At 39.9% G+C, this 24,050-nt stretch carries 23 protein-coding genes; 18 read left to right on the top strand and 5 right to left on the bottom strand.

The genetic code is table 11. From position 1 onward, the window contains the following. Positions 1–27: 27 nt before the first annotated feature. Positions 28–507, bottom strand: a complete 480-nt coding sequence (locus tag LG375_RS04000; protein ID WP_107372280.1) for a QueT transporter family protein — start codon at positions 505–507, stop codon at positions 28–30. Between the two features lie 74 nt (positions 508–581). After that, on the bottom strand, positions 582–1,409 hold the full coding sequence (locus tag LG375_RS03995; protein WP_225745343.1) for an exodeoxyribonuclease III: 828 nt from the start codon (positions 1,407–1,409) through the stop codon (positions 582–584). Between the two features lie 547 nt (positions 1,410–1,956). On the opposite strand from LG375_RS03995, the gene LG375_RS03990 reads away from it, so the two are divergent. Together LG375_RS03990 and LG375_RS03985 are read left to right on the top strand one after the other, a co-directional pair. Further along, a complete protein-coding gene (locus LG375_RS03990) occupies positions 1,957–3,006 on the top strand; it encodes an LLM class flavin-dependent oxidoreductase (RefSeq protein ID WP_175061937.1) in 1,050 nt (349 codons plus the stop codon). A gap of 95 nt (positions 3,007–3,101) precedes the next feature. After that, a complete protein-coding gene (locus tag LG375_RS03985; protein WP_070655528.1) occupies positions 3,102–3,854 on the top strand; it encodes a DUF4767 domain-containing protein in 753 nt (250 codons plus the stop codon). 82 nt (positions 3,855–3,936) lie between these two features. On the opposite strand, the gene tehB is transcribed toward LG375_RS03985, so the two are convergent. Both tehB and LG375_RS03975 read right to left on the bottom strand, forming a co-directional pair. Then, complete coding sequence (gene tehB / locus LG375_RS03980) at positions 3,937–4,815, bottom strand: SAM-dependent methyltransferase TehB (protein WP_070656418.1); 879 nt, start codon at positions 4,813–4,815, stop codon at positions 3,937–3,939. Between the two features lie 778 nt (positions 4,816–5,593). Continuing rightward, positions 5,594–6,916, bottom strand: coding sequence for a matrixin family metalloprotease (locus LG375_RS03975; RefSeq protein WP_060972227.1), 1,323 nt, complete (start codon positions 6,914–6,916; stop codon positions 5,594–5,596). A 213-nt stretch (positions 6,917–7,129) separates the two neighbouring features. Between LG375_RS03975 and LG375_RS03970 the strand changes: the two genes are divergently transcribed. The 9 genes from LG375_RS03970 (at position 7,130) to folP (ending at position 16,393) form a co-directional block, all read left to right on the top strand. Continuing rightward, positions 7,130–7,867: a LytR/AlgR family response regulator transcription factor gene (locus LG375_RS03970; RefSeq protein WP_021143758.1), complete on the top strand. Its 738-nt coding sequence runs from the start codon at positions 7,130–7,132 to the stop codon at positions 7,865–7,867. 310 nt (positions 7,868–8,177) lie between these two features. Continuing rightward, positions 8,178–9,356 (top strand): sensor histidine kinase, encoded by a 1,179-nt coding sequence (locus LG375_RS03965; RefSeq protein ID WP_104021436.1) that lies wholly within the window; start codon positions 8,178–8,180, stop codon positions 9,354–9,356. A 111-nt stretch (positions 9,357–9,467) separates the two neighbouring features. Continuing rightward, the gene (locus LG375_RS03960) at positions 9,468–10,844 is read left to right on the top strand and encodes a hypothetical protein (RefSeq protein WP_225745342.1); all 1,377 of its coding nucleotides are present in this window, start codon (positions 9,468–9,470) and stop codon (positions 10,842–10,844) included. Between the two features lie 162 nt (positions 10,845–11,006). Continuing rightward, positions 11,007–11,279, top strand: coding sequence for a 30S ribosomal protein S16 (gene rpsP / locus LG375_RS03955; RefSeq protein WP_002884675.1), 273 nt, complete (start codon positions 11,007–11,009; stop codon positions 11,277–11,279). Between the two features lie 11 nt (positions 11,280–11,290). Continuing rightward, positions 11,291–11,539 carry a KH domain-containing protein gene (locus LG375_RS03950; protein ID WP_002884680.1) on the top strand — a complete coding sequence of 83 codons (249 nt, stop codon included), beginning with the start codon at positions 11,291–11,293 and terminating at the stop codon, positions 11,537–11,539. A 162-nt stretch (positions 11,540–11,701) separates the two neighbouring features. Further along, a complete protein-coding gene (locus LG375_RS03945; RefSeq protein ID WP_104021273.1) occupies positions 11,702–12,964 on the top strand; it encodes a bifunctional folylpolyglutamate synthase/dihydrofolate synthase in 1,263 nt (420 codons plus the stop codon). Between the two features lie 66 nt (positions 12,965–13,030). After that, a complete protein-coding gene (locus LG375_RS03940; protein WP_104021272.1) occupies positions 13,031–14,875 on the top strand; it encodes an APC family permease in 1,845 nt (614 codons plus the stop codon). Between the two features lie 145 nt (positions 14,876–15,020). Continuing rightward, positions 15,021–15,584, top strand: a complete 564-nt coding sequence (folE, locus tag LG375_RS03935; RefSeq protein ID WP_002884345.1) for a GTP cyclohydrolase I FolE — start codon at positions 15,021–15,023, stop codon at positions 15,582–15,584. Between the two features lie 8 nt (positions 15,585–15,592). Beyond that, entirely contained in the window at positions 15,593–16,393 is an 801-nt protein-coding gene (gene folP, locus LG375_RS03930; protein ID WP_070437742.1) for a dihydropteroate synthase, read from the top strand. Positions 16,394–16,430: 37 nt separating this feature from the next. Here the strand turns inward: folP and LG375_RS03925 are convergent, their stop codons facing one another. After that, on the bottom strand, positions 16,431–17,882 hold the full coding sequence (locus LG375_RS03925) for an alpha-amylase (protein ID WP_225745341.1): 1,452 nt from the start codon (positions 17,880–17,882) through the stop codon (positions 16,431–16,433). Positions 17,883–18,101: 219 nt separating this feature from the next. Between LG375_RS03925 and folB the strand changes: the two genes are divergently transcribed. The 7 genes from folB (at position 18,102) to LG375_RS03890 (ending at position 23,852) form a co-directional block, all read left to right on the top strand. Further along, complete coding sequence (gene folB, locus LG375_RS03920; RefSeq protein ID WP_107372270.1) at positions 18,102–18,461, top strand: dihydroneopterin aldolase; 360 nt, start codon at positions 18,102–18,104, stop codon at positions 18,459–18,461. Continuing rightward, positions 18,458–18,949 carry a 2-amino-4-hydroxy-6-hydroxymethyldihydropteridine diphosphokinase gene (folK, locus tag LG375_RS03915; protein WP_037601612.1) on the top strand — a complete coding sequence of 164 codons (492 nt, stop codon included), beginning with the start codon at positions 18,458–18,460 and terminating at the stop codon, positions 18,947–18,949. Before folB ends, folK begins: the two co-directional genes overlap by 4 nt. 188 nt (positions 18,950–19,137) lie before the next feature. Then, positions 19,138–20,040, top strand: a complete 903-nt coding sequence (murB, locus tag LG375_RS03910; RefSeq protein ID WP_318779995.1) for a UDP-N-acetylmuramate dehydrogenase — start codon at positions 19,138–19,140, stop codon at positions 20,038–20,040. A 46-nt stretch (positions 20,041–20,086) separates the two neighbouring features. Next, positions 20,087–21,241: an ABC transporter ATP-binding protein gene (locus LG375_RS03905; protein WP_064524180.1), complete on the top strand. Its 1,155-nt coding sequence runs from the start codon at positions 20,087–20,089 to the stop codon at positions 21,239–21,241. Continuing rightward, the gene (locus LG375_RS03900; protein ID WP_002884253.1) at positions 21,225–22,019 is read left to right on the top strand and encodes an ABC transporter permease; all 795 of its coding nucleotides are present in this window, start codon (positions 21,225–21,227) and stop codon (positions 22,017–22,019) included. The genes LG375_RS03905 and LG375_RS03900 overlap by 17 nt, the downstream gene beginning before the upstream one ends. Continuing rightward, on the top strand, positions 22,016–22,792 hold the full coding sequence (locus LG375_RS03895) for an ABC transporter permease (RefSeq protein ID WP_002884421.1): 777 nt from the start codon (positions 22,016–22,018) through the stop codon (positions 22,790–22,792). The genes LG375_RS03900 and LG375_RS03895 overlap by 4 nt, the downstream gene beginning before the upstream one ends. After that, positions 22,785–23,852, top strand: coding sequence for an ABC transporter substrate-binding protein (locus tag LG375_RS03890; RefSeq protein ID WP_225745339.1), 1,068 nt, complete (start codon positions 22,785–22,787; stop codon positions 23,850–23,852). The genes LG375_RS03895 and LG375_RS03890 overlap by 8 nt, the downstream gene beginning before the upstream one ends. Positions 23,853–24,050 lie beyond the last annotated feature (198 nt).

The following is a 24,050-nucleotide window of genomic DNA, read 5'->3' as shown; positions in this document are numbered from 1 at the left end:
CACATTGCAGAGATATTTTTGTTTTTGTTAGTCTTTATATCCACGTTTAGCTAGCTCTCGTACCAGGACTGCTCCCAAAATCGCAGGCACTAATTGTCCTAGGAGGAGATTAATAACGAGAGCAAAATAAGGAAGTTTGAGTAAGGCGCTAAGCCAGATTGGAACCACTAAGGCAGGAATGAGTAGGATTGGAAGAATGATAAACCAGCTAGATAACTTAGCTTTACGGATGAGGTAGATGCTACCAGTTGTTAAAAAGCTAGCACAGAAACCACCAACCACGTCAATCAATCCCAATCCGCCAAAAGAGTTACCAATAGCATTGGCTATGCTGATAGGGAATACCAAAAATGGAAAGATATAAGTTAATCCATATAAAGCAGTGGCCAGACGCATCTGAACCGCACCAAAGGAAACGGCTTGTGAAGCAAAGAGAATAGCGATATAAAGGGCCATCATTATAGCTGACAGAACGAGCTTTTGAGTGGTGTTAAGTTTTGTTTTCATATTTCTCCTTAATTATTGGGCATAGTAAAAGAGTAGCAGGTCTACTCTTTTTGTGATTTATGTCTAGAGATACTTTATAAATCAATCTCTAAGACAATAGGTGTGTGGTCTTGGCGATCCCCAGAGTCAATCATGTCTGACTTTGTGACCTTACCGGCAATACGATTTGAAGTCAACCAGTAGTCGATTCTCCAGCCTGTATTGTTGATTTTAGATGTTTTGCTACGTTGAGCCCACCAAGTGTAGGCTCCTGTAACGTCGCCATTGAGGTGACGGTAGGTATCTGTGAATCCTTTGGCAAGGAGGTTAGTGAAGCCAGCACGTTCTTCATCTGTAAAACCAGGTGAACGACGATTACTTGAAGGGTTAGCCAAGTCGATTTCCTTGTGGGCAACATTATAGTCACCAGTCGCAAGAACGGGTTTCTGAGCGTCCAATTCAGCTAGGTAATCCGCATATTTTTCATCCCATATTTGACGTTCAAGCAGACGTTTGAGGCCATCACCAGCATTTGGGGTGTAGACCTGTGTCACAAAGAAATTGTCAAATTCGAGAGTTATGATACGCCCTTCACAGTCCATGGTTGAAGGTGCTCCGATTTCAGGATAGGTAATGACTGGATTCAGTTCTTTTTTATACAAGAACATGGTTCCAGCATAACCTTTACGGGCAGGTTCAACAGATGAACGCCAAGTATTGTCATAGTCAGGGAAATAGTCTTCCAAGATTTGCAGATGTTTTTTAGTCGGACCTTTGGCAGACAGTTTTGTTTCTTGAATAGCAATGATATCTGCATTTTCGGCGACTAAAGTGTCGATAACAGCACGTGATAATTGAGCGCGTGCAGAATCACTAGTAAGAGCGGCGTTTAGGGAATCAATATTCCAAGAAATTAATTTCATGTGTACAGTTTCCTTTTTTGAATCTTTCCTTTCTATTGTAGCAGAAAATAAGGTGTCAGGCGAGTTATGGGCTTGATAAGGGAAGCTAGGAGGAGTATACTTATCTTAGATTGAGAGGTACATATTAATGAAAAAGCAATCGTACATTTATTACTTGTTTTGGGGTCTCTTGTTGATACAAGTCTTTCTTACAATCATGATTTGGTGGTCACAGGGGCTAGTGCTTCCTCTTGTTATTTTTCCGGGGATGAGTGTCTTCTTTTTATTTTACTTTAGGTCTCTCTTAGGCTACAACCTTAAGCAATCTCCCTCAGAACCCTTATTTGTCCTCCGTAGGTGTGGCCTTGGAACTAGTTTAAATCCCAAAAATCCCCTAGGCTATAAGATTAGTCTCCTAGTGGTCATGGGTGCTTTAGTTCTCCTTTTCTGCCTAACCCTATTAGTCTTTCTTGGAAAATAGAGTCTTAGGTTTTTTTATTTGTAATTATCACTAACTAGTTATAGTGTATTTTCATAACAAATAAAAGAATTACTGGAGGAAAGATTTATGTCGATTGAACTTGGCATTTCAACTTTTGGAGAAACAACCCTCCTAGAATCGACTGGAAAATCTATCTCTCATGACCAACGTATTCGAGAGCTCGTTGAAGAAATTGAATTGGCGGATCAAGTTGGACTAGATATTTATGCGATTGGAGAGCATCACCGTGAAGATTTTGCAGTGTCGGCACCGGAAATTGTTCTTGCAGCAGGTGCTGTGAATACCAAGAAGATTCGTTTATCTAGTGCAGTAACCATTTTGTCATCTATTGACCCGGTTCGCGTCTATCAGCAGTATGCAACCATTGATGCTCTGTCAAGTGGTCGTGCAGAAATCATGGCGGGTAGAGGCTCCTTTGTTGAGAGTTTCCCACTTTTTGGCTATGATCTTTCAGACTATGATGAACTTTTCAATGAAAAACTAGACATGCTTCTGGAAGTGAAAAAGCAAACGAGTTTAACTTGGCAAGGTAAGCATACTCAATCTGTTGACAATCGCCCTGTGTATCCGCGAGCAGTCCAAGATGATTTTCCGGTATGGGTAGCGACAGGTGGTCACATTGAGTCGACCATTCAAATTGCAGAAAAAGGACTGCCAATTGCCTATGCTACAATTGGAGGAAATCCAAAGGCCTTTGCAAAATTAGTTGAGGTTTATAAGGAAATCGGTGCTCGAAATGGTTATTCGGATGAACAACTTAAGGTGGCTGCTCATTCTTGGGGGTGGATTGAAGAAAATAATTTCCAAGCGATAGAGAATTATTTTTATCCAACAAAACAAACAGTGGATAACATTGCTAAGGATCGCCCACACTGGTCTGAAATGACTAAAGAGCAGTACTATGCTAGTGTTGGACCAAACGGAGCCATGTTCGTTGGGGACCCTGCTCACGTTGCTCAAAAAATCATTCGTATTATTGAGGATTTACAGCTAAATCGCTTCATGCTTCATCTCCCAATTGGTTCTATGCCACATGAAGACGTTCTAAAGGCTATTAAACTTTATGGTGAAGAAGTGGCGCCGATTGTTCGTCGTTATTTTGAAAATAAAGGATAATAGGTTGAAGGTAAACCTCAAGTTCTCTCTACTATTGTCATCATCACTGTTCTATGATAGGATGGAAGATAATTGATAAAGAGAAGAGGAAAATTATGCGAAAGCTGTCAGAAGCAGAATGGATAAGTCGTTTTGAGCAAGTTCAAGGGCGGAAGCCGAAACCAGATGAACTACAATTAGCTTATCAGTCTGGCCTTATTGGAATCTCGAAAAATTATAATTATATCTATATTCTTCTGGGGGCTCTAGTTGCGATCGTCGTTGGTATTGGCTTGACTCTAGTCTCTAGTTCAATGAAGAACGTCAAACAGACTAGGTCGTCTGCCACAGTGGCTAGCTCGATATTCTCATCGACAGATAAGGCTAGTGCCAAGCCAAGTACGTCATCGACCGAAAATACGAAGACAAGTGAATCTAGCAGTGCAAGTATTGATACACCTGATGCTAACCATGCTAAGGAAGCCTATACTGAAAATCCACGTTGGACCAATGACAAAGCTAGTCGACTTGCTAGTTTGATGGTTTCTTGGGGCAATCAGATGAATCAGCCAGGATACAAAGAAATTACCAATGAAGCCTCTTCCTTGCCTATCCGTTGGATGTCGGACCATAACCAGACTGTGGATGCTACTTATGCTGCAAATGGTAATAGCAATTCGGAGTATACCATTGTTTCGGTATACGAGAGATGGGAAAATGTATCTGTTCACCGTTATTTCTTTACGATTAAAAAAGATGGGACTCCCTTTGTGCTTTATTCACCAACTACCAATGGAGGTGTCTATTATGTCAAAGAAACAGAAAATGCAGACCTTAAATCAGGGTATGCAGATATTGTAAACAATTAAAAACTAGGATTCCAGTTGGAATCCTAGTTTTTAATTTGAAGATAAGTCAAGCTGTGCTCAACTCTTTTACAGCCATTCGCTCTTATTTAACCTTCTTAGCTAACATGGTTGCAAATTGAAGGGCGATGGGATTGCCATATTCATCCAAACGGTGAAGGTGACCAAGATTTTCGTTATACTTGACTAATTCCCAGTCACTATAGTAGTTTTTCAACTCACCTTCTTCAAAAGTAAATGAGAAAGGCATGGTACAAGGGTGCTCCTCAGTGTCCATGGCACAAACAATTAGGTTGTAACCACCGACAACAGTACGCTCTTGCATATTCTTGATAATAGACGGAATTTGATCGGGATCAAGGAACATAAAGACGACTGTTGAGAGGATGAAATCAAAGGTCTCAGACTCAGGAAGAGCAGCAGCATTGATATCGTAGTAGCCAGCTCTAACATTGTAATTTTCCTCATCTGCAATCATTTGGATGCGTTGTGTAGCTTCGTTATTAACATCAACGGCTGTAACATCATGCCCAAGAGATGCCAAATAAAGAGCGTTACGACCGTGACCACAGCCTAGGTCAAGGGTGCGACCAGGTTTGATATGGCCAGATTGGACTGCTTCAAGAACCTCAGAGTGGGCTTTAGTATCATACTTTTTAGCCATGTAGTCCTCAGGTTTACAGTAAAAAGAAAGATAGCATTCCAAATCATCTGATGCAGCAGCGATGCGATGCCAAGCTTGTGGTTCAACAAAAGGAATCTCTGTCTCGGGGGTAAAGAGGTGCTCTGCAGTAACCTCCCCCTCTTCATCTAATTCGTAGAAGTGAAGAGATCCTGATAGAATGGTCAATTTAGCCCAAGTTCCCACCTTAGTATTGTGTTTTTGCGTTACCATTTCTGGCAGTGTTGTAGCTGTCCAGTTTGGTAAACGTTTGTAGCAAAGAAGTTGCTGATCTATAGTCATTTTATGAGTTCCTTTCAAACGGTATGACTCTATTATAGCAAAAGTATGGAAAAAGAAAAAAGGCCTAGCCGGGTGAGCTAGACGATTTTCTTGTGAGAGATCTGATAATCTAGGAATGGGGAAAAGTGTTTGGGGAAGATAGGTATAAATGTTAAGAAGGGTTCCTAGACTATTTAGAAAACGTTTATGAGAACAATAAGTTTTAAATAATAGAATACTTATCTATAACTCATTAGGTCTCTCTTTACATTATCTATTGTACCAAAAAAATTCAGAGAAAACTTACATATTTTTTAAATTTGTAAGAAAAAATCATGAACAGTCATTTTCTGGTCCTGAATGGTAATTTTGTGAAAATTTTTCTGAGTGTTTACAAATCTACTGGGATAATATCGATGACTATGTCCTTTAACTACACTAAAAAACGCCTAGCTGCTGTTGCTAGACGTTCTTTATTAGGAGAGATCTGGAAATCTAGGAATGGGGGAAAAGTGTTTGGGGAAGATAGGTATAAATGTTAAGAAGGGTTCCTAGACTATTTTTATTCTGCTTATGAGAATAATGAGCAAAAACTAACAAAGTTGAGTTTTCTAACTCATCCGGTCTCTCTTTACATTTTCTATTTTACCAAAAAAAATGAAGAAAACTTTACATAATTCTAAAATATGTAAGAAAAAATCGTGAACAGTCATTTTCTGGTCTTGAATGGTCATCTCACTTGTATAAAAAAAGCAGGACCTGATAGGTCTGCTTATATTTGTAGTGATGGTGTAAGAACTTAAATCTTGCTATAGAGTTTCTTAACATTGTTAATATCAACAGGTTGGATACTTGTCTTACCACCTTTAGGTTCCATTACAGAGGCAACGGCACTGTTGTGTTCAAGTCCAATTGAGTGTCCTAATTCGTGTTGCGCAGTGTTAAGGAGTTTCCCACCGTTCTTTTGGTAATAATTGTTTTGAACATGGAAGGTGTTCAAGTAAACAGTAGCATTACTATATTGCTTAGTTGGGAGGTAGTAAGTAGAGTAGGTAACTCCAAGAGGAGCTGCCACATTACCTTCATAACGTTCATCAGCAATGATGTTGGCTTTTTGTTTATCGTTAGTGAGCAAGAAATTAAAGGCACCAGTGTTATTCCAAGAAGTGATAGCCTGTTTGTAGGCATTCACGATTTCAGGATTTTTAGCATTGATGAAAACTGTCGCTTCCTTGCTTGACCAGTGAGGAGTATCGTAATTCTCTTTTACGAGTTCGTTATTCTTTTGCCATACTTGAGCAATTCGGTCCACTGGTTTAGCAGGTTGGATAGGAGTGGCTTTAGGAGCTGTCGGTTTAGTGACAGTCGTTGTTGGCTTCTTAGGTTGTGTCGTTGTAGAAGTCGCTGGTTTGTTTACAACAGTCGTTGGTTTCTTAGGTTGAGTTGTAGATGTTGTAGGTTTGTTAGCAACTGTGGCTGGTTTTTTAGGTTGACTAACAGCAGGAGTTGATTGTTTAGATTTTGGTGTAGCTGTTGTCGTTGGTTTTGTAGAAGGTGTTAATGGTTTTGGAATATAAGTAGATAGAATCTTATGAACATTACCATTATTAATTTCTGTTGAAACCCATGTGGCACCATCTTTTGACCAGGTTTGTGCTTGAGCGACAGTTTCGGTCTTTGGTTCAGACTGGTTTTCTACAGCCTTATGATTGCTATCTGTATTTGTCGGAATTCTAGTCTCATAGGTTTTGATTCCAGTCTGGCTGTCGACAGTACTGCTAGCTGTTTGACTATTTTGTTTCAATTCCTCAAAAGTTGGAGTGTTTGTGGGAGTTTGTTCATAGTCATTTTCATGTGTATGAAAATCATCCACAGAGGTATGTGATATAGTAGTCACAGTAGTAGGTGTTTCAGTAGAAACACCTGTTTGAGCGATGGTATTTGTAGTTGTACCTGTTTCAAGTTCGGAAAATGTTTGAGCCTGGTTAGGATCTGAAACATAGGTTTGATCCGCAGAGGCATACTGAGGACTTCCTACAAGAAAAGCACTAATTATACCGACAGTTGCAAGGGTCAACAAGGTCTTTGTCTTAGTCCCTTGCGTTTTAAAAGAATGTAACATAACTTTCTCCTTTTTAATTTAAAACAAAAACAGCTCTCATGATAACACCTAAAAATGAATATAAAGTGACAATGGGATAACAATTGTTTTATAAATGAAATTAGGTGAGATAAAAAGACTTTATGCTGTGAAAAAAGGAATATTATCCGATTAATTATGATAAAATATTAGATAGGTATATTAAAGTATATTAGAAAGAAAGAGGGAAATAAGATGCTTTCTATTATCGTCCTTGAAGATGATGCCTTGCAGCGTCATCGTGTTGGTCGTTTATTGGACGAAGCAGTTGAGGAGTCGAAGGCCGTTGTTGATGGGATTACTTTTTATGAACAGGGTCAGGAATTGTTAGATGCTGATAGAGGTTCGGGTAAATCCATGGTTTATCTTTTGGATATTGACCTTAAAAATCAAACTAAGCAGGGACTAGATATTGGGCTTGAAATCCGTAAGGAAGACTTGAAAGCACAAATTGCTTTTGTTACAGCTTACTCGGAGTTTATGCCCTTGACCTTCCGTTATAAGATTCAAGCTCTAGACTTTGTCGATAAATCCATGGAAGATGTGGATCTTAAGAGAGCTTTAGTAGAACTTTTAGATTTTGCTTATTCACAGGTTGAGCAAGAAACCAAGGCACAGAGTCTAACTGTTAAAACGGATAAAAATGATGTTAATATTCCTTATGATGACATTTTATACATTGAGACAGCCCCTGTGCCACATAAGTTAATCGCTCATACCAAGTCAAACCTAGTGGAATTCTATGGGAAAATTGCAGAAGTAGCAAAATTGGATGATATTTTCTTCCAAACACACCGCTCTTTTGTTGTCAATGTGAATAATGTGACAAGTGTGGATCGTACAGCTAATATGGTTTTCTTTGAGGAAAACGAGTCATGCCTCCTATCGCGGACACGTAAAAAGGAACTTTTGGAACGTTTGAAAAATCGTTAGGTCTTAGATTCCCCCTTCTTCTCTAATCATTATTGAAAGTTTTCTGAAATTCGAGATAATGATTTAATTTTATCTCATCTATTATCAGGAATTGTGATAGAATAGTGTTATGGCTTTTTGCTGTATATTTAGAGATGACTAGAAGGAGGTGGCTAACCATTAAATGATGCTCAATTTGCAAATTGCATTAGAATATCTTTTGCATTTCATTGTCATACAGTGGATCTACGAAAAGACCAGCTTGGTCAAGGTACCACGTATGATCCTTCCTATTGCGTTCCTGGTTGAATGTATAGGGGGAATACTGGGGATGTCATATAATGTCGGTTTGTCCTTTATGACACCCTTCTATCTTCTTTTCTATGCTTATTTCTACGGCAAGGAAAGAACCACTAATATGTTGGCATTTTATGCCTTCTATCCTCTTGTTCTTTATCTTTTGATTTTTAATGGTTATGCCTACTTTTTGATGCCGGGATTTGGTATCACATCGGATTTCCTTAACAAAAGCTATCTTTATTTCATTTTCTTTGATCTTTTAATTATTCCAACATTTGTCGCTCTTTCCAAACTCCTTAATATTGATTTTAAATACTTGAGGGTCTTGGAGCGAGATCGCAAATTTGGTCGGATTATGTTTTTCACTAACTTTGTTTTGATTGCTTATGTGATTATGAACTATTCCGTAGTTGTGGCTTCGCGTTTCTTTAATTTGTATTATGCTGGCCATATTATAACCTTGATTGGCTATATAGCGATTCTTTATGCTGTTTACAGTGTCAATAGATACGCAGATGAGTACTTTGAAAATGAGCGAAGAAAAGAAAATCGTCGTCACTTGGATGACCTAGAGAAGTATTCTGAACAAGTCGAAAGTCTTTACGAAACGTTACGCAGTTTCCGTCACGACTATACTAATGTTATGATTTCGCTTAATGAAGCCATTCAGATGAAAGACATCGACCAAATCAAGATGATTTATGATAGTGTCTTGAAAGATTCGGCATCAGATTTGAAGCAGCAAAAGTTTGATTTGGCAAAATTAACTCGTGTGACCAACATGCCGCTTAAGAGTCTGTTATCATCTAAAGTAGCCGAAGCTTTTGATAAAGGTATTCAATGTCATGTTGAGGTTGAAGAGGGCGTCTTCTTCACAGATATGCGTCCACTCGACTTGATTACAATCATATCTATTCTGTGTGATAATGCTATAGAAGCTACTGTATTAGCAGATGAACCAAAATTATCTATCGCTATCTTTAAGATGGAAAATCAATCTGTTATTGTTGTTGAGAATTCAACTAAGGAAGCTTCTATTGATGTGGCTCCTTTGAAACAAAGAGGATTTTCAACAAAAGGAACAGGTCGAGGATTGGGCTTGGCAAATATCGAAGAGATTCTCTTTAGATATGATAATGTCACGCTTGAAACGGAATCAGCACAACACCGTTTTGTCCAATTATTGTCTATTACACCAAAAGATGATTAATGGGGGATTAATAAGAATTTTTAGAATTCTTGTTAATCCCTATTTTTATGTTAAAAAGTATGGTAAAATAGGGAAGTTAATCATGTGTTTTTTAATTCAGGGGGATTTATTATGTTGAAAGACGAATGGTTAGAGTACTTTGAGGCTGTGAATGGCCGAAAACCAAGACCAATCGACTTTAAAGAAGCCTTGGAACGAGGAGAGTTTGTTCTCTCTGAAGGTGCAGAGGCTCACCAAGTAGCTGATCAAGGAGAATCATCAGCTGACCAACAGTTTGAAGAAGGAACCGCAACTGCCAGAGCACTAGCCCAGTCTCAGAAAGAGCGTGACAACGCGCAAGAGGCTATGGCAAATGCGGCCCAAGAAAAGAGGAAGGCCCTATCTCAAGAGACTGTTGGTCAAGTAAGAACCATTCAGTCGGGCCGTCAGGCTGAGGATATTCAAAAGGAAGAGGAACAACGCAAACGCGTCGCAGAGGCTAAGGAGCGCTTGGCAAGTTATGCGCCAACCCGTCCAGATGGAAATCATTCTGTTAATACCTCGAGTGAGCCTAATCAATCTATTCCAGTTTTCAGTAACCAAGCACAGCATCTTGGATTGTCTGAGGATTTTACAAAACTTGATCATAAGGAAGAAAAAGCAGCTAAGAAGCTTGCTCGTCAAGCTGCTCGTGATAAGAAAAAGGCTGAAAAATTAGCTGCTAAAGCTAAATCTAAGGAAGAACAGACAGTTGCCAAACTAGAAAAGAGATTGGAAAGTCAGGTTCGTCTTCTAGAAACGATTCAAAACGCTAATCAAAAATCGCAAAAGGCCAAAAATTGGGGTAAAGGAGCCTTGATTTCTAGTCTTGTTGCTGTTGTTTTGATGTTGCTTGTCGGTGGTGTATACGGTTTTTGGCGTAATGCTTCGGGGAATATTGAGGGAACTTGGGAATTAAAATCGTCTAAGGTCTTGGACGAAAATTCTGGTAAGTTAACCAATGCTCTGAAAGAACATGAAGACAAAGATGAAATTTACGTCTCTTTCCTTAAAGTTGATCATTCTAATAATTTACAAACGCATTCTTACTTCTATAAAGAAGGTGAGGAGGATCAGCCTACTTTTACAGCTTCAGATTATTTGAAGGAATATCAAGTTGTTGATCAGTGGAATAAATCTATTACCTATACTAAAGAAGTTTCAGAATTTAAGCGTGAGTTGACTAAAGTTGTCTCGCAACTTTATCCAAATGCAGATAAGAATCTAGTAGATTACTATATTTCGGATAATGTAGATAACTACCGACTCTACCGTAAAGGGAAACGCACCAAGTCTTATACTGTTAATAAAGATACCTTGGTTGTTTCTACCTACAACGAGGATGGCAAGTTGACCAGTCGTGATACTTATGAGAAAGTATCAAAAGCAGCGGCTAAGGGTTTAGAAGCTGAATATGCTGAAGCAAAGGTAGCTTATGAAAAAAATCATAAGACTACAACTAAGGAATAGTTGAAAAGGAAGTTAGAGTTTGACTCTAACTTTTTTTGTAGAAATTTTAAGTCTGTCAAGTTTTTTTCTTGACACATAAAAATGATATGGTATACTAGTTAAGGTCGAGGGGCGATAAGTGCCCCCACCATAATAAAAAACTAAAGAAAAGAGATATTAAAAATGGCAGTAAAAATCCGTTTGACTCGTATGGGTTCTAAGAAAAAACCTTTCTACCGTATTAACGTTGCAGATTCACGTGCTCCACGTGATGGACGTTTCATCGAAACAGTTGGTACTTACAACCCACTCGTTGAAGAAAACCAAGTAACACTTAAAGAAGAACGTGTTCTTGAGTGGTTGTCTAAAGGTGCACAACCTTCAGATACAGTTCGTAACATCCTTTCAAAAGAAGGCGTTATGAAGAAATTCCACGAATCAAAATTCTCAAAATAATTTTTTAGCCTATGGATACCATTGAAAATCTTATTATCGCTATCGTTAAACCTTTAATTGCTTCACCAGATCAGTTGACCATCAAAATTATTGACGGTCCTGAGTTTTTGGAGTACCATCTTGATCTTGCCCCAGCCGATATTGGGCGTGTTATCGGGAAAAAAGGACGTACTATTACGGCGATAAGAGCGATTGTCTATTCGGTACCTACTCAAGGTAAAAAAGTTCGTCTTGTTATTGACGAAAAAGAGAAAGCTTAAGAGGTGACCCTAGGGTTGCCTTTTTTGCATATTTTGGTTATAGACTAGAAGTCTTTGGTATAATAAGAATGTCAACTCATTAAGCTCAAGGAAAAACTAGGAATCTAGTTTAAAGGTCAGTTTAATGACTAAGTTGAAGCATTAGCCAAAAAAGGAGTAATTATGACTTATCAGGAAGCATTGGATTGGATTCATGGACAATTAAAATTTGGCATCAAGCCTGGCTTGGAGCGTATGGCTTGGATGCTTAAAGAATTGGGAAATCCACAAGATAATCTCAAGGCTGTGCATATCGTGGGAACAAACGGCAAAGGGTCTACAGTCAATGCCCTACAAACAATTTTTACCCAGGCAGGCTATGAAGTTGGAACCTTTACCTCGCCCTATATTATTGACTTCAAGGAACGAATCTCTCTTAATGGTCAGATGATTTCAGAAGAGGACTTACTTGACTTGGTTAGTCGTGTGAAGCCTGTGGTTGAACGTCTACCAAAAGAGACAGAGCATGAAAATGCGACAGAGTTTGAAATTATCACAGTTCTGATGTTCCTCTATTTTGGTCAGGTCCATCCTGTTGATATCGCATTCATTGAAGCTGGAATGGGCGGCCTTCATGATTCGACTAATCTATTTAAGCCTTTGGCAGTTCTTTGCCCTTCGATTGGTTTGGACCATCAGGCTATTTTGGGAAATACCCATGCTGAAATTGCAGCAGAAAAAGTTGGTGTTTTGAAGAATGGGGCTCCTTTTATTTATGCGACTGACCGTACTGATGTTAGAGATGTTTTCGAGAAAAAGGCGCGTGAAGAAGGGGCCAAGACCTATGAATTGGGGAGAGATTTCACAGCTGAAGGGTCTAGTCATTCCTTTGATTTTACCTATGGGGAGCAAAGGTTAGATGATATAGCCTTGGCCATGGCTGGTCAACATCAAGTAGCAAATGCTAGTTTAGCTATTATGGCTTCTTTATTGCTTCAAAAAGATTATCCTAAAGTAACGCCTGAACTCATAAAGGATGCCCTGGTTCATGCCAATTGGCGAGGTCGAACAGAATTTTTAAGACCTAATCTCATGATTGATGGTGCTCATAATAATGAGAGTGTTAAAGTTTTGATTGACTTGTTGCAATCAGAATATGCAGATAAGGAGATTGAACTTCTCTTTGCAGCGATTGATACCAAGCCTATTGATGGCATGCTTGCCCAACTAAAATCGGTTGGTGACTTGACTGTAACGAGTTTTGACTATCCAAACAGTGTTAAATTAGATCAATACCCAGTAGCTTATAAGCAGGTACCAGACTTCAAAACATGGATTAAAGAACATGTGACGACTGACCATAAGAAGCTTTATGTGATTACGGGATCTCTATACTTCATTTCTCAGGTCAGAAAATGGGTTTTAGAGCAGGCAAGTGATGGTTAAGACTTGAAAGATGACATTTAGGGGCGTATAATAGCCCTCGTATGTTTTAAAAGTAAGGAGATCACAATGTTTCAACGTCTGAAAAACATTTTAATCGGTGAACCTTTAACTCATGATGATAGTGGTGATGGACACCTATTGTCCAAGATTCAGGCCTTGGCCATGTTGTCGAGTGATGCACTTTCATCTATCGCCTATGGTCCAGAGCAGGTCGTCTTGGTTCTGACAGCTGTATCTAGTGCGGCTATTTGGTGGTCAATCCCTATTGGGCTTTTGGTTCTCGTCCTTTTGGCCAGTCTTACCATTTCTTATAGACAGGTTATCAAAGCCTATCCTCAAGGTGGTGGCGCCTATATGGTAACGACGGAAAATCTGTCTCCTAAGTTTGGCTTGATAGCTGGGGGTAGTCTTTTGGTCGATTACATGTTGACGGTTGCTGTTTCAGTGGCCTCAGGTGCAGATGCCATTACTTCAGCCCTTCCTTTCCTGCATCCTTTCAATCTTGAAATATCAATGATTTTGGTGCTTGTTTTGATGGTTATGAACCTTAGGGGAATGCGTGAATCGGCAAAATCTTTGATGATACCAGTTTATCTCTTCATTGTTTCGACGCTCTTCTTGTTGGGATTTGGTTTCTTTCAAATTTTAACGGGTCATATGCCATACGCAGCCACAGCACATTTAGGACAACCAATTACAGGTGTGTCATTGATTCTTATTTTAAGGGCCTTTACTTCAGGTTCTGCCTCATTGACAGGGGTAGAAGCTATCTCTAACGCGGTGCCTTTCTTTAAGAAACCTAAGGCCAAAAATGCAGCTTCAACCCTCTTTATTATGTCTAGCATTTTGGGGGCTATGTTTGCGGGAATTACTTTCCTCAACTGGTGGACAGGTATTACACCTCATGCAGGAGTAACGATCTTGTCACAAATGGCTAGGGAAATCCTTGGTCAGTCATGGATTGGTAGTATTCTATTTTACGTTTTCCAATTCTCTACTGCCATGATTCTTGCAGTAGCAGCTAACACCGGTTTTTCAGCCTTTCCGATGTTGTCCTTTAATATGGCGAAAAATAAATACATGCCTCATATGTACCTTGAAAAAGGTGCACGTATGGGCTATTCAAATGGTATCTTGACGCTTGCTATCGGTGCCATCACCCTTTTGTTTATTTTCCGAGGAAATACGGAACGGTTGATTCCGCTTTACACCATCGGTGTATTTATTCCATTTGCTCTTTCTCAAACGGGGATGGTTGTCCATTGGATTCGTGAATATGGTAAGGGATTCTGGAAACACTCTTTAGCAAATATCTTAGGTGCCCTCATTTGTTATGCTATCGTTCTCATTCTCTTCCTTTTCCGTTTAGGAGATATCTGGCCATTCTTCCCGATTATTGCAATCTTGATGTGGATGTTCCTTAAGATTAAAAAACACTATAATGGTGTTGCTCAACAGTTGCGTATTGATGGAGCGGTAGAAGAACACCATTATCAAGGAAATATTGTTCTTATCCTCGTTGGGAATGTTACCAAGGCTAATATCGGAGCTATTTCCTATGCACGTTCTATTGGTGACAAGGTTATCGCCATGCATGTATCTACTAAGGATACTGAGAACAAGGACAAGGAAACTGAACAAGAGTTTAAAAAATATTTCCCTGAAATTGAGATGGTTCATATCCAATCACCGTACAGCTCAATCACTCAGTCGACCATTCAGTATGTGGACGAGGTCGCCACTCAAGCTGAGAAGGATAATGCGACTTTGACAGTCATGATTCCTCAGTTTGTGCCTAAAAAATCATGGCAAACCATGCTTCACAACCAAATGAGTTTACGATTGAAATATTATCTCAAATGGCGTGAGAATATTGTGGTTTCATCTTATTCTTACCACTTGAAAGACTAAAAAATATAAGCGAAGATAACCTCTATATGAAAGGTGGTCTTCGCTTTTTTTGAGATTTAGGTAGCTAGGAAATCTTATTTTTTGCAAGAAAAATCCAGCAAAATAAGGTATAATAGATAGTATTATAACGTTGCAGGAGGAAATTATGGCAAATCAAGAAAAAGTAGAACAAGCAGTCTATCAACTATTGGAAGCTCTCGGTGAAAATCCTGAGCGTGAGGGACTTTTGGACACACCAAAACGTGTGGCTAAGATGTATGCTGAAATGTTTTCAGGTCTAAATGAAGATCCTAAGGATCAATTTACAGCTGTCTTTTCAGAAGTCCATGACGAAGTTGTCCTTGTCAAGGATATTCCTTTTTACTCTATGTGTGAGCACCATTTGGTTCCATTTTATGGTAAGGCCCATGTGGCTTATTTGCCAAGTGGAGACAAGGTGACAGGACTTTCCAAATTAGCGCGTGCGGTTGAAGTAGCTGCTCGTCGTCCACAGTTGCAAGAACGTCTTACAGATCAAGTTGCTACAGCACTTGAAGAAGCTCTGAATCCTCGAGGAGTTTTTGTCATGGTTGAAGCAGAGCACATGTGCATGACCATGCGAGGCATTAAGAAACCAGGAAGTAAGACAATCACAACTGTCGCTAAGGGCCTTTATAAAGAAGACCGTGAAGAACGCAAGGAAATTCTTTCATTGATGCGTGATTTTTAGGAGTTAAGATGTTTATTGGCAAACATGAGATTGCAGGTAAGGCCTGTATTATGGGAATCTTGAATGTCACCCCTGATTCTTTCTCAGATGGTGGCGATTTTGACACTGTAGAGGATGCGTTGGCTCAGGTTGAGCGTATGATTGCCCAGGGAGCTGCCATTATCGATGTAGGTGGCGAATCTACAGGACCAGGAGCAGAATTTGTGACCGAGGAAGAAGAGATTGCTCGTATCGTGCCAGTTATTCAGGCTATCAAGGCAAAATATGATGTGCTCATCAGTATTGATACCTATAAGACAGCTACTGCCAGAGCTGCTCTTGAAGCAGGGGCAGATATTCTAAATGACGTCTGGGCTGGACTCTATGATGGTCAGATGCTAGCTTTAGCAGCTGAAAAGAATGTGCCGATTATTCTCATGCATAATCAAAAAGAAGAAGTATACAATGATGTCACAGAAGATGTCTGTACATTCCTCAGTCAACGAGCCCAGGCCGCCTTGGAAGCAGGTGTGGCCAAGGACAATATCTGGATTGATCCAGGCTTTGGCTTTGCGAAAAATGTCCAACACAATATTGACTTGCTAAAAGGCTTGGACAAGGTCGTTGCCTTGGGCTATCCTGTTCTTTTTGGGATTTCTCGTAAGCGTGTTGTGAACTACCTACTAGGTGGAAATACCCAAGCTAAGGACCGCGATCAGGGAACGGCTGCTCTATCTGGCTATGCTGTTAGCAAGGGCTGTCAGATTGTTCGTGTGCATAATGTTGATGCCAATCGTGATATCGTTAAGACTATTTCAGGAATTTTATGATACTAAAAAAAGCTCAGTACAAATTGAGCTTTTTTTCTTAGTCTTGAATTGTCCAAACGCTGACAGATTTTTCAGAAACCGGGAAGTCTCCCCATCCGTCTTCGTCAATGGTTACAGTATCAGAGCAGTTTCCAAGAATGTCATAGAAGGTTTGGCCGGCCCAATCACTACCAATTTCCATAGACTTGCTGTTAGCAGCATCATTAGAGATTGTTACAGCTAATGGAGCGCCATCTTCGTTGCCAGAGCGTGTCCATCCAATACAGTTTGGATCATCAAAGTAGTCTGTTTGCTCTCCGTAAGCTAGGTCTTTACGAGCGTAGAGCAAGGTATCTAGAATCTCTTGGAAATTTTCTTGGGCAAATTCACCTTCAATGCCATAGTAGTCACCATAAAATAGGCAAGGAAGACCGTCTTCACGGAGAAGAATGAGAGCATAAGCAGCTGGTTTAAACCATTCTTCAACAGTAGATTCTAGAGCTTGTCCGCGTTGAGTGTCGTGGTTGTCTACGAAGGTCACGGCATGTTCAGGATGATTTTTGACCAAGGAATGATCGAAAATTGTCGTCAAATCATAATCGGCACCATCTAAGCTAGCCTTGTGTAGATTGTTGTGAAGGGGGACATCAACGAGGTCAAAACGTTTTTCAATCTTTTCAAGATAGGTATTGTTATCCTCTTCGTTACCATTCCAAAATTCACCAAAGACATAGAAATCCTGCCCTTGTTTTTCTTTGACATCACGGATAAAGTTACGCATGAAGAATGAATCGATGTGCTTGATTGCATCCATGCGGAATCCTTGAACACCTGTTGTTTCAACGAACCAATCTGCCCATTCGTAAATATTTTCGATAACCTCAGGGTGTTTATAGTCTAGGTTTGCATACATAAGGTAGTCAAAGTTACCATTTTCGTTGTCAACCAAGTCGTTGTCTGCCCAACCTTTGTTGTCACCTTGGATAAGATAGATGCCACTTTTATTACGTTTGGCATCGAAGTCAGTTCCGTTAAAGTGGTACCAGTGCCATTCAAAATCGTTGTAGGCTTTATTGCGTCCGTCAAAGGTGAAGTGTGTCCAGCCTTCGATTTCAAATGGTTCGCTGATTTCTTGGGTACGGTCCTCTGGGTCAACTTCGACCACTTCGAAGGTCTCGAGTTTATCGGCTGCTGCCTTGTGGTTAAGCACAACGTCGGCCATAGGTACAATACCAACTTCTTTGAGTTGGTTGATAGCATTGAGGTACTCTTCTTTGAGGCCGTATTTAGTGCGGACTGTTCCTTTTTGGTCGAATTCTCCAAGGTCAAAGAGATCATAGACTCCGTAACCAACATCATCTTTGTTGGTGGCCTTAAAAGCAGGTGGCATCCAAACGTGGCTGATTCCTAGGTCTGCTAAATGTTGGGCATCTTCAGACAAATTGTTCCAGTGTTGACCGTCACTTGGAAGATACCATTCAAAGTACTGCATTGCGGTTTGGTTTGTCATAGTTTTTTCCTTATTAGTTGAGATAGTCTTGCTTGTAATCAGGAGTCTTTTTAACTCCTGTGCCTATATTTTACCAAATCAGAAGAATTATGCAACCGATTGCATACGCGTAAACACAATAACTTCAGATCTGTCTAAAATATCATACTAATTAGAGACCAACTTTTCAACTGTTTTGTGCTAGAATAAAGAGGAGTATAGTCGTCTTAAGGAGAAACTATGGATAAAATTATTTTAAATGGTTGCCGTTTTTATGGTTATCACGGGGCTTTTGCTGAGGAGCAGACCCTAGGGCAAATTTTTGTGGTTGATTTGGAATTGACTGTTGATCTAACTAAGGCTTCACAGAGTGACAATCTAGATGATACGGTTCACTATGGTTTGGTTTTCGAAGCCGTGCAAAAACAAGTGGAAGATAAAAAGTACATTTTGATTGAGCGTTTGGCGGGTGCGATTTGTGAGGATCTATTTGCCCAATTTACGCCAATTCAATCTATTAAAGTTCGAATTACCAAGGAAAATCCACCAATTAATGGGCATTATAAGAGTGTTGGTATTGAATTGGAGCGTAGCCGATGACAAGAGTTTATTTGAGTTTGGGATCTAATATGGGTGATCGTCAGGACTATCTCCAAAAAGCTGTGGAGGCCTTGAATGACTTACCTGAGACAGAGGTTAAAGCAGTATCTTCCTATTATGAAACGGCTGCTTGGGGACTGACAAATCAGGCTGATTTTTTGAACCTTGCCTTGGCCTTAGAGACTCAGTTGCCAGCTGAAACCTTACTAAGGTCATGTCAGCAAATTGAAAAAGACCTTGATCGCGTTCGTCATGAGCATTGGGGGCCTCGGACAGTAGATATTGATATTCTTCTATATGGGCAGGAAATCTGGGAGACTGAGCACCTTAAAGTGCCCCATCCTTATATGAGTCAGAGAGCTTTTGTTTTGGTTCCCTTGATAGAAATAGCAGATGATTTGGTTGACCCTAAAACTGGCCAAGCCTACAAAAAATATTTGAGTCAATTAAACACTAGTGATGTCCGTAAATTGGAAGTTATGGACTAGCTTTGCGTGAAATTCCTTGTCGTCAAGATGGGGATTTTTTGCTATAATTAATCTTGGCTTTTTGCTGTATTTTTCTTTTTATTTTTAGGAAAAATACTAACTCATTTTTAGGTAGTGATAGTAATATGGGGAAGTCTATCACGATACCTACAAAGAAATAAATGTATAGAAAAAGTATGGAAAATAACATGTTAGATGAACTTAAAGAAGATTTAGTGGGGATTGATATTCGTTTCGACGAACCCTTAAAACGTTATACATATACCAAGGTTGGTGGTCCAGCAGATTATTTGGCCTTTCCACGTAACCGCTATGAACTCTCTCGTATTGTCAAATTTGCTAATAAGCATGACATTCCTTGGATGGTGCTCGGTAATGCCAGTAATTTGATTGTCCGTGACGGTGGTATCAGAGGTTTTGTGATTATGTTTGACAGACTTAATGGTATTGCAGTTAATGGTTATCAAATTGAAGCTGAAGCGGGAGCTAATTTGATTGCGACAACTAAGGTGGCTCGATTCCAAAGTTTGACTGGTTTTGAATTTGCAGCGGGGATTCCAGGTAGTGTTGGTGGTGCCGTCTTTATGAATGCGGGTGCCTATGGTGGTGAGATTGCCCATATCTTGGTTTCTGCTCAGGTTCTTACAAGAGACGGAGATATTCGTACGATTGATGCAAGAGATATGCGTTTTGGTTATCGTCGTTCGGTGCTCCAAGAAACAGGTGAAGTGGTTATTTCAGCTAAATTTAACCTCAAACCAGGAGACTACGAGCAAATCAAGAATGAGATGAATCGTCTTAATCATTTGCGAGAGCTTAAACAACCTCTTGAATACCCTTCGTGTGGTTCGGTCTTTAAACGCCCACCAGGTCACTTTGCAGGTCAGCTGATTATGGAAGCCAACCTCAAGGGACATCGTATCGGGGGTGTTGAGGTGTCAACTAAGCACGCTGGTTTCATGGTTAATGTCGATCAAGGAACAGCAAAAGACTATGAAGACCTTATTTCAGATGTTATCGTTAAGGTTAAGGAAAATTCAGGTGTTACACTAGAGCCTGAAGTACGTATCATTGGCGACGAATTAAACTAATAAAACCCTATCCCTATATTTGCTATCCATGGAGGATTTATGACAATTGACTAAACCGATTATTGCCTTTCGAAATGTCTCAAAAGTGTTTGAAGACAGTGGCACACAAGTTTTAAAAGACATCAACTTTGAACTAGAAGAAGGTAAGTTCTATACCCTTCTTGGGGCTTCTGGTTCTGGTAAATCAACAATTTTGAACATCATTGCAGGTCTCTTAGATGCGACCAGTGGTGACGTCCTTTTGGATGGAAAGCGTATCAATGATATTCCTATCAATAAAAGGGATGTCCACACCGTTTTCCAATCTTATGCCCTCTTTCCACATATGAATGTCTTTGACAATGTGGCTTTTGCCCTTAAATTGAAAAAGGTGCCTAAAAAGGAAATCGAAGAGCGTGTAGAAGAAGCCTTAAAGATGGTTCAACTCAATGGTTATCAAAAACGCTCAATTCAAAAATTATCAGGTGGTCAACGTCAACGTGTGGCCATTGCCCGAGCAATTATTAACCAGCCACGTGTTGTCCTTTTGGATGAACCCTTGTCAGCACTGGATTTGAAACTACGTACTGAAATGCAATACGAGTTGCGCGAATTGCAGCAACGTCTAGGGATTACTTTTGTCTTTGTTACCCACGACCAAGAAGAAGCCTTGGCCATGTCGGATTGGATTTTTGTTATGAACGATGGTGAAATTGTTCAATCAGGAACTCCGGTTGATATCTATGACGAACCTATCAATCACTTCGTTGCAACCTTTATTGGAGAATCTAACATCCTACCAGGTGTTATGATTGAGGACTATTTGGTTGAGTTCAATGGGAAACGTTTTGAATCTGTCGATGGAGGAATGCGTCCTAACGAACCTGTCGAAGTGGTTATTCGTCCTGAAGATTTGCAGATTACACTTCCTGAGGAAGGCAAATTGCAAGTCCGCGTGGAAACTCAGCTCTTCCGTGGGGTCCACTATGAAATCATTGCCTATGACAATCTTGGTAATGAATGGATGATTCACTCAACCCGTAAGGCGATTGAGGGTGAGATTATCGGTCTTGATTTTACGCCTGAGGATATTCATATCATGCGTCTTAATGAGACAGAAGAAGAGTTCGATGCACGTATTGAAGAATATGTGGAAGTGGAAGAACATGAAGATGGCTTGATTAATGCCATTGAGGAGGAGCGCTATGAAGAAAACAGCTAGCCTCTTCTCGGTACCTTACCTCCTTTGGCTCCTACTCTTCGTGGTTGCTCCAGTGCTCATGCTACTCTATCAGTCTTTCTTTGATATCAGTGGCAACTTTACTTTGGATAATTATGGCACCTTCTTTTCCAGTTGGACTTACTTAAGGATGAGTTTTAACTCGGTTCTTTATGCAGCCATCATTACTCTGGTAACTCTTCTCATTTCTTATCCGACGGCATATCTCTTAACCAGACTGAAGCATAAGCAACTTTGGTTGATGTTGGTCATTTTGCCCACTTGGGTCAATCTCCTTCTGAAAGCCTATGCTTTTATGGGGATTTTTGGCCAACAAGGTGGTATCAATGCCTTTCTTGGTTTCTTTGGAATTGCACCCATGCAAATTCTCTTTACGGATTTCTCCTTCATTTTCGTGGCTAGCTACATTGAAATTCCCTTTATGATTCTACCGATTTTCAATGCACTGGATGATTTGGATGAAAATATTGTGAATGCGAGTAAAGATTTGGGAGCCAATGATTGGCAGACCTTTACCAAGGTTATTTTTCCCTTATCGCTTAATGGGGTACGCTCTGGTGTCCAGTCGGTCTTCATTCCTAGTCTCAGCCTCTTTATGCTGACACGCTTGATTGGTGGTAACCGAGTTATCACCCTAGGGACAGCTATCGAACAGCACTTCCTCACGACACAAAACTGGGGAATGGGGGCAACCATTGGTGTTGTTCTTATTGTTGCTATGATTGCGACAATGTGGTTAACAAAGGAGAGACGTCAATGAAAAAATTTGCAAATCTCTATTTAGCTCTTGTCTTTGTTATCCTTTACCTGCCAATCTTTTATTTAATTGCCTATTCTTTCAATAGTGGTGGCGATATGAATAGTTTCACAGGTTTTACTCTGGATAACTACCAAAGCATGTTTTCAGATAGCCGTCTTATGTTAATTCTGGCTCAAACCTTCTTTTTAGCTTTCCTTAGTGCTCTTCTGGCAACGATTATTGGTACCTTTGGGTCTATCTTTATCTATGAGAGTAAACAGAAGCAACAGACTGGGATTTTATCCCTAAATAACGTACTCATGGTTGCACCGGACGTTATGATTGGTGCAAGTTTCTTGATTCTCTTCACCTTGATTGGTTTCCAATTAGGCTTTGTATCTGTCTTATTGAGTCACATTGCTTTTTCAATCCCAATTGTGGTTCTCATGGTGTTGCCACGTCTCAAGGAAATGAATCGAGATATGGTGAATGCCGCTTATGACCTAGGTGCAACTCAATGGCAGATGTTACGTGAGGTTATGTTGCCATACTTGACACCTGGTATTATTGCTGGTTATTTCATGGCCTTTACCTATTCATTGGATGACTTTGCCGTAACCTTCTTTGTAACGGGGAATGGTTTTTCAACACTTGCTGTGGAAATTTACTCACGTGCACGTAAGGGGATTTCTCTGGAAATCAATGCCTTGTCAACTGTTGTTTTCCTATTCTCTATTCTTTTAGTTATAGGTTATTATGCGATTACCAAGGAGAAGGAGGAGCAGGATGCGTAGACTCTATCAATTTCTGGCAGGTATCTTAGCCATTATCTTCTTCCTTTTGGGCATCTCTGCCTACATGCAGAGTCGTACAGGAAATGTGTCGGACAAATTAGTTATCTATAACTGGGGTGATTATATTGACCCAGACCTCTTGACCAAGTTTACAAAAGAAACGGGTATCAAGGTCCAGTACGAAACCTTTGATTCCAATGAAGCCATGTATACCAAGATTAAGCAGGGCGGAACAACCTACGATATCGCTGTGCCGTCAGACTATACTATTGATAAAATGGTTAAGGAAGACCTTTTGGTGAAGTTGGATAAATCTAAAATCAAAGGTTTTGACCAGATTGGCTCAAGCTTTAAAGGACTTAGTTTTGACCCTCACAATGACTATTCCATCCCTTATTTCTGGGGAACTGTCGGCATTGTTTATAATACAAAATTGGTGAAAAAAGCACCACAGCACTGGGATGATCTTTGGTCACCAGATTACAAAAATCAGATTATGCTTGTGGATGGCGCGCGTGAAGTCCTTGGTTTCTCACTCAATAGCCTGGGATATAGCTTGAATACGAAGAACATGACTGAATTACGTTTGGCTGAAACTAAACTTAATAGTCTAACACCAAATATCAAGGCTATTGTTGGTGACGAGATGAAGGGCTACATGGTTCAAGGTGATGCGGCCATTGGAGTAACCTTCTCAGGGGAAGCTAGTGAGATGCTTGATAAAAATGAGGACCTACGTTATGTTGTCCCATCTGAAGGCTCAAATCTTTGGTTTGATAATCTGGTGATTCCTAAGACTGTAAAGCATGAAAAAGAGGCTTACGCCTTTATCAACTTCATGCTTAAACCAGAAAATGCAGCCCAAAATGCTGAATATATCGGTTACGCCACACCTAACCAAGCAGCTAAAGCCTTGCTTCCAAAGAGTATCACTGATGATAAAGCCTTTTATCCCTCAGAATCAACCATTAAAAACCTTGAAGTCTATAACAACTTAGGTCAAAAATGGCTCGGAATCTATAACGATATTTACCTTCAAGTTAAGATGTATCGTAAATAAGTCTTTTGAGATTTGAGTTTTAGATGCCATCTAGAATAATTCTTCAAACGATTTTATTTTCGAAAATACTAAGAGGCTGAAACGCAATCGTTTCAGCCTTTTTCTTATATCGAAAAGTCTCTCCTGTTGCGTACAACTCTCTCTCGATTAACAGGAGTTTCCAAGTTTTCAGGAGTGCTGACATATAAGCGATAAAGA

It is taken from the genome of Streptococcus sp. Marseille-Q3604 (assembly GCF_916619785.1).
Lineage (GTDB): Bacteria > Bacillota > Bacilli > Lactobacillales > Streptococcaceae > Streptococcus.
This window is presented reverse-complemented; position numbering and strand designations above follow the sequence as displayed.